A 16,540-nucleotide genomic window follows, 5' to 3' on the forward strand; every position below is an offset into this window, starting at 1 on the left:
GCGCAGCGATATGCGGATCGGGCGCATAGCCCTCGATCAGGAAATCTTCGGGCACATAGCCGTCGATCGGCTGCCCGCGATCTTTAAGGATCAGGGTAGGCAGCGCTCGTGGCTTGCGTGACAGTTGCAGCCGCGCCTGCTCAAGGTGGTTCGCGTAAAGGTGCACGTCGCCGCCCGTCCACACGAAAAACCCCGGCTCGAGCCCGCACTCACGCGCCAGCATGTGAGTGAGCAGCGCATAGCTGGCGATGTTGAACGGCACACCGAGGAAGAAATCGGCGCTGCGCTGGTAAAGCTGTAAGTTTAGGCGCCCATTCGCGACCTGCGTCTGGAACAAGCAATGGCAAGGCGCCAGGGCCATCCGGTCGAGCTCGGCCGGATTCCAGGCGCTGACGATCTGCCGCCGCGATGCCGGATCGCGCTTGATAAGGTCGATGAGGTTTGCGATCTGGTCGACATGGCGGCCATCGGCGCCTTCCCATTCTCGCCATTGCTTGCCGTAGACCGGGCCGAGATCGCCGTTTTCGTCAGCCCACTCATTCCAGATGCTGACCTTGCGGTCCTGTAGCCAGCGGACATTGGTGTCGCCGTTGAGGAACCATAGCAGCTCGACGATAATCGACCGCAAGTGCAGTTTCTTGGTCGTCAGCAGTGGAAAGCCGTCGGCCAGGTCAAACCGCATCTGGCCACCGAACAGCGACCGCGTCCCAGTACCGGTCCGGTCCATCTGCTCGCTGCCCTGATTGAGCACAAGCTCCATGAGGTCGAGATATTGACGCATCGCACTACCCTAGCTGACCGGCCAGTTTCGTCCAGCTCGATTGGTCCGTTTCGAAGTTCGATTCGGTCCCGGTTACCTTAGGCTTTGCGCGCCCTGCTGAGGTAGCAGACGGCATGCGTTATCAGCGTGCCGAATCGCCCGCGCTCTTGAACGGACATGCCGCCGCCCGGCGCTTCTTTGCCGCTTGCTTCGACGAAGCGGGGTCGGCCCAAGAGCAATTGTGGGTCGCCCATGTCGACCAATCGGCGCACTGTATCCAGCTCGACCGCTACGAGGGCGAGACCGCGGCCGTCGATCTGCCGGTGCGGACGATCGTCGCCGACGCCGCGCGGCTAGGCAGTTCGGGTGTCGTCCTGGCGCATAACCATCCTAGCGGCGACGCCAATCCGAGCCGAGCCGACTGTCGCGCTACCCGCTCGCTGGCACAGGCGGCCGAGGCGATCGACCTTACCGTACTCGATCATCTGATTTTCGCGCCGGGCGACGAATGCCGCAGCATGCGCCGAATGGGGTTGCTTTAGTTTTTGACCGCGCAGGGTTTGATCGCCGACGGCTGCGGCCGCACTCCGATTGCCTTGAAGGTCGTCAGATAGGCGGCGCCCTCGGTCAGCCGCATCTTGCTCACCGGCTGCAGCCCCAGCGCGGCAAATTCGCAATCGGCAAGGTTGGGGGGCATGCCATGACGCCGGACCGGGCGGTCCGCATCGACCAGCACGACAAGCCCGCCGGGTTTCAGCCCCGATCGCAAATGCCACAGAAACTCATAGGGCTGGGTCACCTCGTGGTACATGTGGACCAGGAAGATGCGGTCGAAGGATCCGTCAGGAAGCATCGGATTGGCGGGCTCGCCGAGCCGCACCGCAACATTGTTGAGGTTTTCTCGCTGCACCCGCTCGGCCAGGCGGTCGCGCGTTTCGGGGATGATGTCCTGGGCCAGCACCCGGCCCTTGGCACCGACAATCGGCGACAGACGGACGGTGTAATAGCCCTCGCCCGCGCCGATGTCGGCGACCGACATTCCAGGCGCGACCCCGGCTAGGCGCATCACTTCCTCGGCTTCCCCAGCGCGGTCGCGGGCGTCTTCGGTCGAGAAGCTGTCGGAAACGATCGGCGCCACGTCGCGACGCGCCTCGGGGAAGATCGCGGCGCTCGGCTCTGCTCGGCATGCGGTGAGAAGGAAAACCGCCAACGAGGCGGCAGACTTACTCCACATCCTCGACGTCCATTTTCTCGCCGGTCACCCGCTGCGACAGGGCGGCGGCCATGAACCGATCGAGATCGCCGTCGAGCACGTCGCCCGGCGCGGTCGAGGTGACGCCGGTGCGCAGATCCTTGACTAGCTGATAGGGCTGCAGGACGTAACTACGGATTTGGTGGCCCCAACCGATGTCGGTCTTCGAAGCGGCGCTGGCGGTGGCTTCGGCCTCGCGCTTCTGCAGCTCGGCCTCATAGAGCCGGGCCTTGAGCTGCTTCATCGCCTCGGCCTTGTTTTTGTGCTGCGATCGCTGATTCTGGCACTGGACGACGATGTTGGTCGGCAAATGGGTGATGCGAACCGCGCTATCGGTGGTGTTGATGTGCTGCCCGCCGGCGCCCGATGCCCGGTAGGTGTCGATGCGAAGCTCGCTCTCGTTAATTTCGATGTCGATGTCGTCGTCAACCTCGGGATAGACCCAGACCGAGGCGAAACTGGTATGGCGGCGGGCCGATGAATCGTAGGGGCTGATGCGGACTAGGCGGTGCACCCCGCCCTCCACCTTGAGATTGCCGTAGGCGTTTTCGCCTCTGATCAGAAGCGTAGCCGACTTGATTCCGGCCTGCTCACCCGCATGATGATCGACCAATTCGACCTTCATCCCGTGGCGCTCGCCCCAGCGCGAATACATCCGCTGAAGCATGCCCGCCCAGTCGTTGGACTCGGTGCCGCCGGCGCCGGCATTGATCTCGACATAGGCGTTGTTGGCGTCGGCCTCGCCCGCGAGCAAGGCCGCGACCTTGTCCCGCTCGGCGCGCTCGGCAAGCTCGGTCAGCGCGCGCGACCCATCGTCGACCAGCGCCTCGTCGCCTTCCACCTCGGCCATTTCGATCAACTCGACGATGTCGGTCAACTCGCTCTCGATCTTTCGGGTCGCGGCAATGGCCTCATCGAGCCGGCGGCGCTCCCGCATCACCTCCTGCGCGGCCTTGGGATCGTCCCACAGCGTCGAATCCTCGACCTTGTCGTTGAGCTCGGCCAGCCGCCGGTTTGCCTTGTCCCAGTCGAGGAACCGGCGCAGCAGTTGGGTCGCGGCATTGATCTGGTCGATATGGGTTTGCGCTTCGGCGCGCATGGGAATGTCTTTCCGTTGGGAGGTTTCCGCCCGCCTAGTAAATCCCGCCCTGCCTTTGCAAGAAGTCGGCGCTGTCGGCCGGGGCATTGGGATTGGCGCGCCTGGGTTTGCCCGCGCGGCGGGCTCCTGGCGGCTGCGCGCGAACCGCGGGCGCGCTCGCCAGCTCGACGCTCCGGCGGAAGCTGCGGCGCGGCTCGGTCTCGGGCTGGAAGGCTTCCCAGATGACCGACGACTTGGGATCAACCGTAGTCGGGAAACTGCCGAACACGCGCTTGCCGGTCCCGCGATCGACGCGGACCAAGCGGATGCCAGCGGGCGCGACGAACGGGATTTTCGGCATATCCTTGAAAGCGACCTGGGCAAATTGTTTGAACACCGGCGCGGCGATGCGTCCGCCCTGCGCATAGCTGCCCATCGGCCGCGGCTGGTCATAGCCGAGATAGGTGCCGGCGACGACTTCGGGCGTGCCGCCTACGAACCAAACATTGGTCGGGCCCGATGTCGTGCCGGTTTTACCGAACAGAGGCCGATCGAGGTCGCGCAAGATGGTGGCGGTGCCGCGTTCAATGACGCCTTCCATAATGTGGACCATCTGATAGGCGGCCTGCGGGTCGAGCAGCTGCTTCTGGCGCAGCGGCGGGCGCGGCATCGCCTTGCCGTCCCAATCGGCGGTGTTGCACGCCCCGCCGTTGTCGGCCTCCATCACCTGGCAGCGATTGTCGCTGCGGTAAACGACCTTGCCGTTGCGGTTCTGGACATAGTCGACCAGCGTTGGCACGACCGAGCGCCCGCCATTGGCAAGGATCGCGTAGGCGTTGGTCAGGCGGAGCACGGTGGTGTCGCCGGCGCCGAGCGCGATCGAGAGATAGCGGTCATATTTGCCGACTCCCAGCTTGGCGGCGGTGGCAATCACCTTGTCCATCCCGGTCTGCGAGGCAGCACGAACGGTCATCAGGTTGCGCGATTGCTCGACACCCCAGCGAAGCGTTTTCGGCCCATAATATTTGCCGTCGAAATTGCGGAAGCATTTGTCGCCGAGAGCCGCGCCCTGCCATACGCAATACGGCGCATCGACCAGAATGGAGGCGGGGGTCAGGCCATTCTCCAATGCGGTTTCGTAAACGATCGGCTTGAACGCCGAACCCGGCTGCCGCAACGCCTGGGTGGCGCGATTGTAGGACGAGCCGATCACGTCGAACCCACCCTGCATCGCCGTGACGCGGCCGGTGCGGACCTCTTCGGCGACGAACCCACCACCAATCTCGGGGATCGAGCGCAGCGCATAGCTGCTCGCGCCGAGCTGCTTGACGATGATGATCATGCCCGGCCGCAGATAGCCGTAGGCGGCGCCGCCTTCGCCCCGCTTGGGTTGCACCGCGGCTGAGGCAGGCAACGAACCAGTCGTTCCGTCCGGAAAACCTATTTGTGCCACGCCGCCGGATTTCGACAGTACGACCGCTTTTTTCCAGTCGGGGAACCCCGTGCCGAGCGCCGCGAGGCGCAGTTGCTGCTGCCAATTGCCATTGACATCGATGCTAAGGCCGTTGTCGCGCCAGCCGCGGCCTCCGTCGAACTTGGCCAGGCCTTCGCGCAGTGCGTCGGCCGCGGCGTCCTGCATCTTCGGGACCATTGAGGTGCGCACCCACAATCCGCCGGCATAAACACTGTTGACGCCGTCCTCGGCCTTTTCGCCGAACCGCTTGATCAGGTCGCGGCGGACCTCCTCCATGAAATAGCCGCCCTGATCCCGGAACTTCGCGCTGCTGCCGTAGCGGATTGTGCCGAGAGCCGAGGCGGAGGCCTCGGCGCGCTGAGCCTCGCTGATGTAGCCATTGCTGGCCATTTCGCGCAGCACATAGTTGCGCCGGCCGAGCGCCTTGTCGGTCGCGCGAACCGGATCGTAGTTGCTTGGCGCCTTTGGCAGCACGGCGAGATAGGCGGCTTCCGACAGGGTTAGGTCACCGACGTCCTTGTCGAAATAGGCCCTGCTCGCGGCCTGGACGCCATAAGCGTTGCGGCCGAGGAAAATCGAATTGAGGTAGAGTTCGAGGATTTGTTCCTTGGACAGCGTATCCTCGAGCCGGAATGCCAGGATTGCTTCGCGGATCTTGCGACTGATCGCATATTGATCGTCCTGCAGCAGATATTTGGCGACCTGTTGAGTGATCGTCGATCCGCCCTTGGCGCGCCCGCCACTAACCGATTTCCGCGTATAATCGAACACCGCGCCGACCAGGCCTGGATAGTCGATGCCGCCATGTCGGAAGAAGGTCTTGTCCTCCGCCGAGATAAAGGCGTGGACGACCAGGGGCGGATATTCATCATAGGCGAGTTCGACCCGCCGCTCGCGGGCGAACGTCTGAACCGGGTTGCCGTCGTAGCCGCGCACATTGGTCGGCAACGGCGGCTGGTAGGCGAGCAATTTCTCGCTGCTCGGCAGGCCGGCCGCGAAATAGACGAATATCAGTGTCCCGACGAGAAACGCGCCGACCGCACCCCAGCTCAGCCGCCGCACCCAACGGCGCTCGAACCACGGATCGACGCGATCGTGGACGCGCTGGTTGAACGCGACGAAATCGGGAAACTGGAGGGTAGAAGAAACCATGGCGTGGCGACCGTCTAGCGACTTCGACCGCAGCGCGAAAGCCGCTCAATTATCGCGCCGCGCGGGTCGCGATGTCGGCTTCGATCGCTTGCGCCAAGGCACGGACGAGCGGTGCGCGGCCTTCGGGGGTGGCCAGTTTCGCCCCGTCGTCGACATTGCTGATATACCCCGCTTCGATGAGGACGGCAGGCGTTTCGGCGCGGCGCAAGACATGGAAGGCGGCGAATTGATGCGGTCGCGGTCGCAGCGTGACGCCGCCTTGCGCTCGGCGGAGCATGCGCTCGGCGAGGCCCGCCGAAGCTTCCATCTGCTCGCGCAATGCGACATCGGCCAGTAGCGCGCGGACCGACCCGTTCGCTTCGCTGGACAAAGCGCCATCGGCATTTTCGGCAGCGGCGAAGCGAGCCGCTTCCTCGCTCGAGGCAACATCCGACAATGAATAGACCGTCGCGCCCTGGGCCAGCGGATTGGGCGCGCTATCCATATGGATCGACACGAATAGCCCGGCGTGGAGTCGCCTCGCAATGCCGGCGCGCTGTTCGAGCGTCAGGTAGCGATCGTCCTCGCGGGTCAGTGCGACCCGGACGCGGCCGCGCTGTTCCAAAAGATCAGCGATCTCCTTCGCCATGACCAAGGTCAGCGCCTTTTCGGTGATCAGACCCAAAATGCCCGGCGCCCCGGGGTCGCGCCCGCCATGACCTGGGTCGATTAGCACGATTGGACGGCCGGGCACCTTCGCCCGCCGAACGCGAACGTCCGCAACCGCTTCGGCCAGATTGAGCGTCAGGCTGCCTCGCCGCGCCTCTCCGGTCACCGCTGGGCCACCGGCCCCCTCGAGGGTCCTCGCCGCGGACAACGCGAAAACGATTGCGCCGACCCCGGCCAGCACCGCCAGTCCCACCGCCAGCCCGATCCGCGAGTTTTGCTCCATCCTCAAGGGATTAGGGCCCGTGCTGGCACTCGCCAAGCGGCGTGATAATATTTCGCCTGCGCAAAAGGTTGCGGCTCACCACACCCGGTGCTAACCCAGATCGTCCTTCCGGCCCTTCGGACGGATGCCGGCCGCACCCATCGGCAGCGAAACCCGTCCCCAGACAGGCGAGCCACCCGATCGGACCCGCGGCTTTCAAGGTTGACGCTGCATGATGCCACTGGACGCCCACCCCACGCTCTTCGCCGAGCGTGGCGCCGCGTCGTTCGCGACCAAGATCGCGATGGCTACTGCAGCAGAGGCAATTTCCGCACATCGCGCCACCGCCGCCACGGCGCTGGCCCATCATATTGCGCGCCGACGGCCCCCAGCGACCGTCCTGCGCGCTCGGAGAATTTACCATGTCCATGCGCATGCTAATCGACGCGCGCCACCCCGAGGAGACCCGGGTCGCCGTCGCCACGGGAAATCGAATCGAGGAATTTGATTTCGAATCCGAAGAGCACAAGCAGCTCAAAGGCAATATCTATCTCGCCAAGGTCACCAGGGTCGAGCCGTCGCTGCAGGCGGCGTTCATCGACTATGGCGGCAATCGCCACGGCTTCCTCGCCTTCAGCGAAATCCACCCCGACTATTACCAGATCCCCAAGGCCGATCGCGACGCGTTGCTGGCCGAAGAAGCCGAACATGCCGCCGAGGAAGAGCGGTTGCGGTCGGCCGACCTCGACGACGATGACGATTTTGACGGCGAGGATGACGACCACAGTGAGCGCGAGTCTCGCGACGACGGCGACGAGATAGGCGAAGGCGATGAACCCAATGTCGTCGGCACGGGCTCGGCCCGCTCGCCGGTCGACGAGAGCGCCGCGGAGGAACTGCGCAAGAAGCGCCAGGCACTTCGCCGCCGCTACAAAATCCAGGACGTCATCCAGCGCCGCCAGGTGCTGCTGGTCCAGGTCGTCAAGGAGGAACGCGGAAACAAGGGCGCTGCGCTGACGACCTATTTGAGCCTCGCCGGCCGCTATTGCGTGCTGATGCCCAACACCAGTCACGGCGGCGGTATCAGCCGGAAAATTTCCAACGGCGCCGACCGCAAGCGGTTGAAGACCATCATCTCGGATTTGAAACTACCCAAGACGATGGGCCTGATTGTCCGCACCGCCGGCCTGTCGCGGACCAAAGTCGAGATCAAGCGCGACTTCGACTATCTCGCCCGTTTGTGGGACGAGATTCGGGAAAAGACACTGGGCAGTTCAGCGCCTGCGCTGATTTACCGCGACAGCGACCTAATCAAACGCGCCATCCGCGACCTTTATCACCGCGAGATCGACGAAGTGATCGTAGAGGGCGAGGACGGCTACAAGGCGGCGCGCGGCTTCATGAAGCTGCTGATGCCGAGCCACGTTAAGAAGGTGGCGAACTATTCCGACCCGACCCCAATCTTCCAGCGCTATGGCGTCGAGGATCAGCTGAGCGCAATGTACCAGCCGGTGGTCCAGCTGAAATCGGGTGGCTACCTGGTGATCAATCCAACCGAGGCGCTGGTGTCGATCGACATCAACTCGGGCCGGTCGACCCGCGAGCATAATATCGAACAGACCGCCTTCGCTACCAATTTGGAAGCGGCACACGAAATCGCCCGCCAGCTGCGCCTGCGCGACATGGCCGGGCTGGTCGTCATCGACTTCATCGACATGGAACAGTCGTCGCATGTTCGGAAGGTCGAGAAGGCGATGAAGGAAGCCCTGAAGAACGACCGCGCGCGCATCCAGGTCGGCCGGATCAGCTCGTTCGGGTTAATGGAGATGAGCCGCCAGCGGCTGCGCACCGGGGTGCTCGAAGCCTCGACCAAGGCCTGCCCGCATTGCGACGGCACCGGCCTGATGCGCACGGCGGCGTCGTCGGGCCTCAGCGCACTCCGAATCGTCGAGGACGAGGCGGCGCGAGGTCGCGGCGACCGCATTATTCTGCGCGCCGGGCGCGAGGCGGCAATCTACGTGCTCAACAAGAAGCGTCACGAACTTGGCGAGATTGAGGAACGCTATGGCGTGACCCTCGAAATCGCCATCGACGAGGCGTTCGAGGGCGCTCGCATGACGGTCGAGAGCTCCGGAGACCGTCCGGTGGTCAGGGACCGTCCGGCGATGTCGCCGATCATCGAGGATGATGACGATCTGTATGTGGATATCGACGAGGAAGAGGAAGAAGAAGAGCCTGCCGAGCGTCCCGAGCGCGCCGAGCGCGAGCCGCGCCAAGACGAGGAGGAAGGCGGCAGCCGTCGCCGTCGCCGCCGTCGTGGCGGCCGGGGTCGCAGCCGCCGCGATGAGGAGCGTGGCGAGAGCGTATCAGCCGCAGGCGACCAGGAGCGCGACGGCGATGCCGAACCGGCCGGTGACGGCGAACTGGTCGCCACATCGATCGACGGCGGCGAAAGCGACGAGCGGTCCCGCTCGCGTCGCGGACGCCGTGGTGGCCGCAGCCGACGCGGACGTGGCGACACGCCCACGGAGGGCCGCGACGCGCAATCGCCTGACATCGAGGCTGAAGTCTCACCGATGATCGATACGCCGCCGTCCGACGAGCCTTCGATCGTGGAATTGGCCGAGGAAAAGCCGAAAACGCGCCGCCGTCCGCGTGCGCGTAAGGATGCGCCGGCCGAATCAGCCCCTGCCCCTGCTCCCGTGCCGGCGGCGGTAGCTGACGTTCCATCGATCATCGAAGAGGTTGCGGCCAAGCCAAAGCGCTCGCGCGCCAAAAAGGCGGTCAGTGTCGAAGTCGAGGCAGAGCCCGCCCCGGCCAAGCCCGCCGCGACTCGCAAGAAAGCGGCGCCCAAGGAAGCGGCCCCTGCCCCCGCCAACAATGATGCGACCGACGCGGACGATGAGTCGGGCGAGCCGCCTCGCGGCGGCTGGTGGCAGCGAACGTTCGGCTGACCCATGACGCGCGCGATCGATTGATGAAGCCGGCCCGCAATTCACAAGGCGGGCCGGATTTCATCTGTGGTTCAGACCGACAATGGGAGATCGCGGCATGATCTTTCGCCATCTCCGCACGGTCCGGCATTTGATGCTGGGCCTCTTGCTGTTCTTCGCGGCAGCCCAGCCTGCCGCGGCGCAGTCCCTGCTTCGCGACAGCGAAACCGAATTGATGTTCAGGGACATCAGCAACCCCCTGATATCAGCGGCCGGGCTCGATCCGAAAAGCGTCAAGATCGTCTTGCTTAACGATCCCGAGATCAACGCGTTCGTAGCCCAAGGCCAAATCGTCTATATCCACAGCGGCCTCCTGACCGCCGCGGACAACGTCAACCAACTCCAGGGGGTCATCGCCCACGAACTGGGCCATGTCGCCGGCGGTCATGCGATCCGCATCTACGATGGCGCCCGGCAGGCCACCGGGATCACGATCCTCAGCCTGTTGCTTGGCGCCGCGGCAATTGCGGCGGGCGCGGGGGATGCCGGCTTTGGCATCATCGCCGCGGGCCAGCAGGCGGCGCTGGGCAATTTCCTGTCGTTCAGCCGCGCGCAGGAATCCACCGCCGACCTCGCCGGCGCGTCCTATCTTTCCAAGGCGGGAGTGACCGGCAAGGGCAGCCTGGAATTCTTCAAGAAACTGCAGAACCAGGAGTACCGGTTGGCGATCTACTCCAAGGACAGCTACGACCGCACCCACCCGCTGTCGAGCGAGCGTATTCAGGCGCTCGAGCAAATCTACAAAAAGGATCCTGCCTGGGCCAAGCCGATCGATCCCAAGCTCGAAGCGCGGTTCGAACGCGTCAAAGCGAAGCTGCTCGGCTATGTCACGCCCAAGCAGGCCGTGACCCTCTACCCCGAGAGCAACCAGAGCATCCCCGCCCATTACGCTCGCGCCTATGCCTACCACCTTGGTGCCTATCCTGACAAAGCCAATGCCGAGGCAGAGGCGCTGCTCGCCACCTCGCCCGATGACCCGTTTTTCCTGGAGTTGAAGGGGCAGATTCTGCTCGAGGGCGGCCATCCCAAGGACGCCATCGCGCCGCTGCGCAAGGCAGTTGCGCAGGCCCCCGATCAACCGATGATCGCGGTGACGCTGGGCCACGCATTGATCGCCTCGGAGGACAGCAAGAATTTTGCCGAGGCCAAGCAGGTGCTGAAAAACGCGGTCAACCGCGACAACGACAACCCGTTCGCCTGGCTCCAACTGGGCATCGTCTACGATCACGAAGGCGATGAGCCGCGCGCCGCGTTGGCAAGCGCCGAACAGAATAACCTGGAAGGCAAGAACAAGATCGCCTTGGCCAGCGCCAAGATGGCGATGGCGGGACTGCCGCCCGGAACGCCCGACTATCTTCGCGCGCAGGATATCGCCATGGTGTCAGAGGAAGCGGTCAAGAAGGACAAGAAAAAGGGTGCTCGAGATAAATAGGGCGCCGTGGACGGCGGCGATCGCGGGCGGCATCATAGGCGCGGTCCTGACCGCAGGGGCGATGCTGTTGGCCGGGCCGTCGCTCTTCGGAGAGCGGATGGTGCGCCAGGCGTTGATCGCCCACCCCGAGATGGTGCTCGATGCCAGCGAGGCCCTGCGCGACCGGCAATTTGCGACCACTCTCGCGCCGATCCGGGCCAGCCTAGAATCGCCGTTCTATTCCAGCTGGAAAGGTGCGGCCAAGCCCGAGGTCACGCTGACCTATTTCTTTGATTATGCCTGCGGCTATTGCCGGCAGAGCAACCCCGACATCGAGAAGCTGATTGCCGAGAATAAGGGGCTGCGAGTGATCTATCGCGAGCTGCCGATCCTCGGACCTGACAGCGTTGCCGCCGCCCGCGTCTCGCTGGCCGCGTCGAAGGCGGGTAAGTTCGCACAATATCATGACGCGCTGTACGCCGCCGGCCGTCCCGGCCCGGACACCATCGCACTGGCTGCCCGTGCCGCCGGCGTCGCCCCGCAACCGGTCGACGACCCGGCACAGGAAGCGGAGTTGAGGACCAACATGGGCCTCGCCAGCCAATTGGGCGCGACCGGCACCCCCCTGTTCGTCATCGGCGACCGGGTGATCAACTCGGCCGCGGGCTATGACGCGCTGAAGGCGGCGGTCGAGGCGGCGCGAAAGGGATGACTCGTCATTCCGGGCTAGCGCCGGAATCTGCTTCATTGAACCGATGTGCCGAAGAAAGTGGACCCCGGATCAAGTTCGGGGTGACAATTATCGGAAACCCTGCCCCTTGAAGCCCTGCGCGATCACGTACCATTCGCTGGAATCCTTACGGCTGGCGGGGGGCTTGGCGTGTTTGACGGTGGTGAAGTGGCGCTTCAGTTCGGCGACCAGGCCGTGGTCGGCACCGCCCGCCAGGACTTTGGCAACGTAGGAGCCGCCGGGCTTGAGCACCTCGATCGCGAACACCATGCCCGCTTCGACCAGCGCCATGGTGCGCAGATGGTCGGTCTGCGGGTGGCCGACGGTGTTGGCCGCCATGTCGGAGAGGATTAGGTCGGCCTGCTGCCCACTGAGCGCCTCGGCGAGGGCGGCAGGCGCTTGCTCGTCCATGAAATCCATCTGCAGGATGGCGACCCCGTCGAGCGGGTCGGTCAGCAGCAGGTCGATCCCCGCGACCCGGGCGGCGGGTGCGCGGCGGCGGACGACTTGGCTCCAGCCGCCGGGAGCGATGCCCAGGTCGATGACCGCCTTGACGCCACGGAGCAGGCCATATTTCTCGTCGAGTTCGAGCAATTTGTAGGCGGCGCGGCTACGATAGCCCTCGGCCCTGGCTCGCTTGACGTAAGGGTCGTTGAGCTGCCGTTCGAGCCAACGGGTAGAGCCGACCTTGCGGCCCTTGGCGGTCTTGACCCGTTGGCGCAGCCCGCTTCCGCCGCCGCTCACAATATATATCCGTCGCGAGCCATCAGGGATCGCAATATCCCCTCGCGAATCCCTCGGTCGGCGATGCCAAGCATTTCGGCCGGCCAGATGTCGAGGATCGCCTCCAGGATGGCACAGCCGGCCACGACCATGTCCGCGCGATCGGCGCCGATGCACGGCAATGCGCTGCGTTGCTTCAAGTCCATCTCGGCGATCATCGTAGAGATGCGCCGCATGTCGCCGACCGGCACATGCAGCCCGTCGACCTGCTTCCGGTCGTAACTTGGCAGCGCAAGGTGGACGCTGGCCAATGTGGTCACCGTCCCGCTGGTGCCGAGCAGGCGCACGTTGGTCAGATCCTGCGGAAGCATTTCAACGAAGCGGGCGAAGCTGCGCACCACGCGCTCGCGCATTCGGCGATAGGCGGCGACGCGGTCCTTGCCCTCGATCGCCTCGCGGCCTTCGCTTTCGGTCAACGACACAACGCCCCATGGCGCCGACCACCAGGCACGGATGCGCGGACTGACCTCGCCCTGCTCAACCAGCACCAACTCGGTCGATCCGCCGCCGATATCGAAGATCAAGGCCGGCCCGTCGCCTGGCTCGAGCAGCTTGTGGCAGCCAAGCACCGCTAGCCGCGCCTCCTCCTGCGGAGCGATAATCTCCAGCGCGACGCCGGTTTCGTGGTGCACCCGCTCGACGAAATCGCGGCCGTTGACCGCCCGGCGGCACGCCTCGGTGGCGACCGAGCGTGACAGGGTGACGTGGCGGCGGCGCAGCTTTTCGGCGCAGACTGCAAGCGCGTCGACCGACCGGTCCATCGCGTCTTGGCTCAGCTTGCCGCTGGTCGACAGTCCCTCGCCTAGCCGTACAATGCGCGAAAAGGCGTCGAGCACGGTGAACCCGCCTTCGTCGGGCCGGGCGATCAGCAAGCGGCAATTGTTGGTACCCAGGTCGAGCGCGCCGTAGATGTCGCGCTGCCCCCGTCGGTGGTTGGGCCTTCCGTCGGCCGATCCCTCAAAGCGGGGGACCGGCGCACTGGCGACCTGCTGCGCCATCGTCGCACGCCCGTTCTATCCTTCACCGCGCAGGAAATGCCGCGCGGCTGACTTAGGGTAAGACTAACCTGAAGTAGCGCCACGGCGCAACCGGGCGCCAGCGAGCGTTGACACGAAGAGGTGCGTTTTCTATCTGCCCGCCCGGCGACCCGACGCTTCGCCGCAGTGCTGCCCGATCGTCTAATGGTAAGACTACGGACTCTGACTCCGTCAATCGAGGTTCGAATCCTCGTCGGGCATCCAGTCGTGGCCAGTGGGGGATTAGGCGATGAGAATCATCGGCAGCTTCGTCAGCCCCTATGTCCGAAAAGTGCTGGTCGCGCTTGAGATCAAGGGGATCGACTATGAGGTCGACCCGATCACGCCCTTTTTCGGCGACGACGAATTCGAGCGGCTGAGCCCGCTGCGCCGCATTCCGGTGATGGTAGACGGCGGTCTGGTGCTGACCGACAGCTCGGTGATTTGCGCCTATCTCGACGAAGCATGGCCGGAGGAGCCGCTGCTCCCCGACGACGTCAAGGATCGCGCCCGCGCGCGCTGGCTCGAAGAGTTCGCCGATACGCGCCTTGGCGATATATTCATCTGGGGGCTTTTCTATCCGAGGTTCGTCCATCCGCTGGTGTGGGGCAAGCCGGGCGATCAAGCACGGATCGAGAAGTCCTTGTCGACGGACATTCCGACCGCGCTCGATTATCTGGAGGGCGAAGTTCCTGCCTCAGGCTTTCTGTTCGGCCATTTCGGCATCGCCGACATTTCCATCGCCAGTTTCTTCCGCAATGCCGCTTATGTCGATTTTGAGGTGGACGAGAACCTCTGGCCCAAGACCGCGCGATACGTCCGCGACGCGCTGGCCCACCCGGCATTCGAGAAATTGCGGCGCCTTGAAGCAATCCAGCTCGGCACCTCGATCGCCGGACGGCGACAGGCCCTGCTCGATGCCGGCGCCAGGCTTACCGCGGAATCGCTCGGCCAGCGCGAGCCGCGCAGGGGTATCATGCGCCTTTAATGCTGCGTGCCCGCGATCCAATGTTCGAGGCGGGTCTTCAAAGATCGGCGTGAGGGGATGAAGCCCGGCTGCTGAGACGGCTCGGCGCCTTCGCTCTCCTCGGCCTGATCGTAGAGCGTCAAATTGACCGGCATCTTGGGACGAAGCGCCTCGCGCCCGCGCATCATGTCTTCGGCCGCGGCGAGGCTGCGGTGGACGTCCTCTGCGGTGAACGGCTTCATCAGGCAGCCGAGCGCCAGGTCGGGCATTGGAAAGTCGGGCGCCCGGCCGGTGATAAAGAAGCAGGGAATGTCGAAGTCGCCCATCCGGACCGCGACCGAAAAGCCGGTTGTGCCATGCGCCAGGCGAAGGTCGACCAGGGCCAGGTCGGGCTGATGCTGCTCGGCCGCCTCGACCGCGCCCTCGAGATCGTCCGCGGTCGCAACGACGCGATAACGCGGATTATCCTCGACCAGATATTTTAGCGTGGTCGCCAGCTGTGCGTCGTCTTCGACGATCAGGATCTTCAGCACCGTCGAGCCTCCCGTCCTCAGGCTATTCCCCGTGTCCTGGAACAAGATAGTGCGCGTTGAACGGCTCCCCGCGAATCCTTTGAACCTTGGTTAACGCCAAGACGACGACTAACTGCGGCGGAACGAGGATCAGCTGCGATAAAAGACGTGCGCGCCGATTTTTTCGGCTCGCTGTAGATTCCGCCGCCACGTCGGGGCGACATAGTCGGCGTGATACCACAGCACATCCGAGGACAGCTTCGAGGTCAGGTGAAGCGCGGCGATGCGGGTAATTGCCTGGGCCCTGTGCCAGGCCGCGCAGTCCGGATCGATGCGTGGGAAGCGGCCAGCACGGACGAAGCTGAACTGCGCCTTTTGTTTGACGACGCCGCACCAACTGGCGGGATAGCGGCCCGACCTGGCACGGTTCATGACCACTTCGGCCACTGCCAGTTGTCCCTCGAGGGGCTCGCCCATGCTTTCGAAATAGACCGCGGTGGCCATGCACTTACTTTCCTCGTCAAGCGCGGCACCCATGCTGTTGGACTCGACCAGCGCCGACAGCGCGATCGGCGCGGCCGGAGCGGTGACGACCGAGCCGATCGCTGCTGTGCCGGCATCGATCGGAGTGGTGACGGTCCGCACGACAGCCTGGACGAGCGGCAGCGAGGTCGTCACCTGCTGGGCCAGCGCAACGCTTGATCCGCCGAGCGGGAACAGCGCGACGATAGCAAACACCGGCGCGAGGCCGGCTTTCAAAAACTTGTTCAAATCATACTCTAAACCATGCGGCCGGCAGTCCGACGATCGCGGAGCGGATATTGCTCAGGCGAATGGTGGAGTGCGCGTCCGTCTTGCCCTGGGTTCCGGATCGATCTCGTTTCGAGACGCCGTTCGGATCCGCTCGCTCTTAACTCGCTGAGACCCATAGCGAAGATGGTGCAGTGCACAACCGAGGCGCGGTGAGTCGAGCCAATGACGGGGTCAAATCTTGGAACTTCGTTATATTTGGCTGTTTTATGCGATTTCAAACAGCAATTGCCTGAACGATGGGAGCGCGATAGTCCTGCATCAAAAGGAGTAAGGCATGGCCTACTGGCTGATGAAATCCGAGCCGGGCAAATATAGTTGGAACGACCTTGTCCGCGACGGTGGGACCGACTGGGACGGGGTACGCAACAACGCCGCCCGCTTGCACCTGCGCTCGATGAAAGCGGGCGACGAGGCCTTTTTCTACCACAGCAACGACGAGCGCGCGGTGGTCGGCATCATGCGCATCGCCGGTCCGGGCAAGCCCGACGGCGAGGACGGCAGTTGGGTCAAGGTTCCGGTCGAGCCAGTGCGGCCCGTGTCGCCAGTATCGCTAAAGACGATCAAAGCCGAGCCGAGGCTCGCGACAATGGAGCTGATCCGCCAGTCCCGCCTGTCCGTCGCTCCGGTGAAGGACGACGAATGGGCCACAATCCTGGAGTTGGCCGAGCGGGGCTGACCTTGCAAACCCG

15 protein-coding genes and 1 tRNA gene are annotated in these 16,540 nt (G+C 64.3%); 7 read left to right on the top strand and 9 right to left on the bottom strand.

The features are described from left to right. Window positions 1–781 (bottom strand): thymidylate synthase (locus tag H0W65_RS03505; RefSeq protein WP_294003881.1); only part of this gene is annotated, 781 nt, incomplete at its 3' end. Window positions 782–894: 113 nt separating this feature from the next. Between H0W65_RS03505 and H0W65_RS03510 the strand changes: the two genes are divergently transcribed. After that, entirely contained in the window at window positions 895–1,302 is a 408-nt protein-coding gene (locus H0W65_RS03510; RefSeq protein ID WP_294003884.1) for a JAB domain-containing protein, read from the top strand. Here the strand turns inward: H0W65_RS03510 and H0W65_RS03515 are convergent. Genes H0W65_RS03515 through H0W65_RS03530 form a run of 4 tightly spaced genes read right to left on the bottom strand, consistent with a single transcriptional unit; the run spans window position 1,299 to window position 6,647 of the window. Then, window positions 1,299–1,994 carry a methyltransferase domain-containing protein gene (locus H0W65_RS03515; RefSeq protein WP_294003887.1) on the bottom strand — a complete coding sequence of 232 codons (696 nt, stop codon included), beginning with the start codon at window positions 1,992–1,994 and terminating at the stop codon, window positions 1,299–1,301. The genes H0W65_RS03510 and H0W65_RS03515 overlap by 4 nt on opposite strands. Beyond that, on the bottom strand, window positions 1,984–3,111 hold the full coding sequence (prfB, locus tag H0W65_RS03520; protein ID WP_294003890.1) for a peptide chain release factor 2: 1,128 nt from the start codon (window positions 3,109–3,111) through the stop codon (window positions 1,984–1,986). Before prfB ends, H0W65_RS03515 begins: the two co-directional genes overlap by 11 nt. A 34-nt stretch (window positions 3,112–3,145) precedes the next feature. Further along, window positions 3,146–5,716 carry a penicillin-binding protein 1A gene (locus tag H0W65_RS03525; protein ID WP_294003893.1) on the bottom strand — a complete coding sequence of 857 codons (2,571 nt, stop codon included), beginning with the start codon at window positions 5,714–5,716 and terminating at the stop codon, window positions 3,146–3,148. A 49-nt stretch (window positions 5,717–5,765) separates the two neighbouring features. Continuing rightward, on the bottom strand, window positions 5,766–6,647 hold the full coding sequence (locus H0W65_RS03530) for an N-acetylmuramoyl-L-alanine amidase (protein ID WP_294003896.1): 882 nt from the start codon (window positions 6,645–6,647) through the stop codon (window positions 5,766–5,768). Between the two features lie 401 nt (window positions 6,648–7,048). On the opposite strand from H0W65_RS03530, the gene H0W65_RS03535 reads away from it, so the two are divergent. The 3 genes from H0W65_RS03535 (at window position 7,049) to H0W65_RS03545 (ending at window position 11,742) form a co-directional block, all read left to right on the top strand. After that, the gene (locus tag H0W65_RS03535) at window positions 7,049–9,580 is read left to right on the top strand and encodes an Rne/Rng family ribonuclease (RefSeq protein WP_294003899.1); all 2,532 of its coding nucleotides are present in this window, start codon (window positions 7,049–7,051) and stop codon (window positions 9,578–9,580) included. Window positions 9,581–9,713: 133 nt separating this feature from the next. Next, the gene (locus tag H0W65_RS03540) at window positions 9,714–11,051 is read left to right on the top strand and encodes a M48 family metalloprotease (protein ID WP_294004015.1); all 1,338 of its coding nucleotides are present in this window, start codon (window positions 9,714–9,716) and stop codon (window positions 11,049–11,051) included. Then, entirely contained in the window at window positions 11,035–11,742 is a 708-nt protein-coding gene (locus H0W65_RS03545; protein WP_294003902.1) for a DsbA family protein, read from the top strand. Before H0W65_RS03540 ends, H0W65_RS03545 begins: the two co-directional genes overlap by 17 nt. An 87-nt stretch (window positions 11,743–11,829) precedes the next feature. Here H0W65_RS03545 and H0W65_RS03550 read toward each other — a convergent pair whose 3' ends face one another. Both H0W65_RS03550 and H0W65_RS03555 read right to left on the bottom strand, forming a co-directional pair. Beyond that, the gene (locus H0W65_RS03550; protein WP_294003905.1) at window positions 11,830–12,504 is read right to left on the bottom strand and encodes an RlmE family RNA methyltransferase; all 675 of its coding nucleotides are present in this window, start codon (window positions 12,502–12,504) and stop codon (window positions 11,830–11,832) included. Beyond that, a complete protein-coding gene (locus H0W65_RS03555) occupies window positions 12,501–13,541 on the bottom strand; it encodes a Ppx/GppA phosphatase family protein (RefSeq protein ID WP_294003907.1) in 1,041 nt (346 codons plus the stop codon). The genes H0W65_RS03550 and H0W65_RS03555 overlap by 4 nt, the downstream gene beginning before the upstream one ends. Window positions 13,542–13,710: 169 nt before the next feature. On the opposite strand from H0W65_RS03555, the gene H0W65_RS03560 reads away from it, so the two are divergent. Together H0W65_RS03560 and H0W65_RS03565 are read left to right on the top strand one after the other, a co-directional pair. Further along, window positions 13,711–13,784: transfer RNA gene (locus tag H0W65_RS03560), tRNA-Gln, on the top strand. Between the two features lie 25 nt (window positions 13,785–13,809). Continuing rightward, complete coding sequence (locus H0W65_RS03565) at window positions 13,810–14,547, top strand: glutathione S-transferase family protein (protein ID WP_294003910.1); 738 nt, start codon at window positions 13,810–13,812, stop codon at window positions 14,545–14,547. On the opposite strand, the gene H0W65_RS03570 is transcribed toward H0W65_RS03565, so the two are convergent. Together H0W65_RS03570 and H0W65_RS03575 are read right to left on the bottom strand one after the other, a co-directional pair. Continuing rightward, window positions 14,544–15,059 (bottom strand): response regulator, encoded by a 516-nt coding sequence (locus H0W65_RS03570; RefSeq protein WP_294003913.1) that lies wholly within the window; start codon window positions 15,057–15,059, stop codon window positions 14,544–14,546. The genes H0W65_RS03565 and H0W65_RS03570 overlap by 4 nt on opposite strands. A gap of 129 nt (window positions 15,060–15,188) precedes the next feature. Continuing rightward, window positions 15,189–15,809, bottom strand: a complete 621-nt coding sequence (locus tag H0W65_RS03575; RefSeq protein WP_294003915.1) for a cell wall hydrolase — start codon at window positions 15,807–15,809, stop codon at window positions 15,189–15,191. Between the two features lie 316 nt (window positions 15,810–16,125). Here H0W65_RS03575 and H0W65_RS03580 point away from each other — a divergent pair, with 316 nt between their 5' ends. Continuing rightward, a complete protein-coding gene (locus H0W65_RS03580; protein WP_294003919.1) occupies window positions 16,126–16,527 on the top strand; it encodes an EVE domain-containing protein in 402 nt (133 codons plus the stop codon). The last annotated feature ends 13 nt before the right edge of the window (window positions 16,528–16,540 follow it).

The sequence above is a fragment of the Sphingomonas sp. genome (assembly GCF_013816785.1).
Taxonomy (GTDB): domain Bacteria; phylum Pseudomonadota; class Alphaproteobacteria; order Sphingomonadales; family Sphingomonadaceae; genus Sphingomicrobium.

Bases quoted from the DNA above. Each gene is read 5' to 3' on its own strand.
- H0W65_RS03530 (WP_294003896.1), bottom strand. From the start codon at position 6,647: ATGGAGCAAAACTCGCGGATCGGGCTGGCGGTGGGACTGGCGGTGCTG.
- H0W65_RS03525 (WP_294003893.1), bottom strand. From the start codon at position 5,716: ATGGTTTCTTCTACCCTCCAGTTTCCCGATTTCGTCGCGTTCAACCAG.
- H0W65_RS03580 (WP_294003919.1), top strand. From the start codon at position 16,126: ATGGCCTACTGGCTGATGAAATCCGAGCCGGGCAAATATAGTTGGAAC.
- H0W65_RS03540 (WP_294004015.1), top strand. From the start codon at position 9,714: ATGCTGGGCCTCTTGCTGTTCTTCGCGGCAGCCCAGCCTGCCGCGGCG.
- H0W65_RS03565 (WP_294003910.1), top strand. From the start codon at position 13,810: ATGAGAATCATCGGCAGCTTCGTCAGCCCCTATGTCCGAAAAGTGCTG.
- H0W65_RS03535 (WP_294003899.1), top strand. From the start codon at position 7,049: ATGTCCATGCGCATGCTAATCGACGCGCGCCACCCCGAGGAGACCCGG.
- H0W65_RS03515 (WP_294003887.1), bottom strand. From the start codon at position 1,994: ATGTGGAGTAAGTCTGCCGCCTCGTTGGCGGTTTTCCTTCTCACCGCA.
- H0W65_RS03510 (WP_294003884.1), top strand. From the start codon at position 895: ATGCGTTATCAGCGTGCCGAATCGCCCGCGCTCTTGAACGGACATGCC.
- H0W65_RS03555 (WP_294003907.1), bottom strand. From the start codon at position 13,541: ATGGCGCAGCAGGTCGCCAGTGCGCCGGTCCCCCGCTTTGAGGGATCG.
- prfB (WP_294003890.1), bottom strand. From the start codon at position 3,111: ATGCGCGCCGAAGCGCAAACCCATATCGACCAGATCAATGCCGCGACC.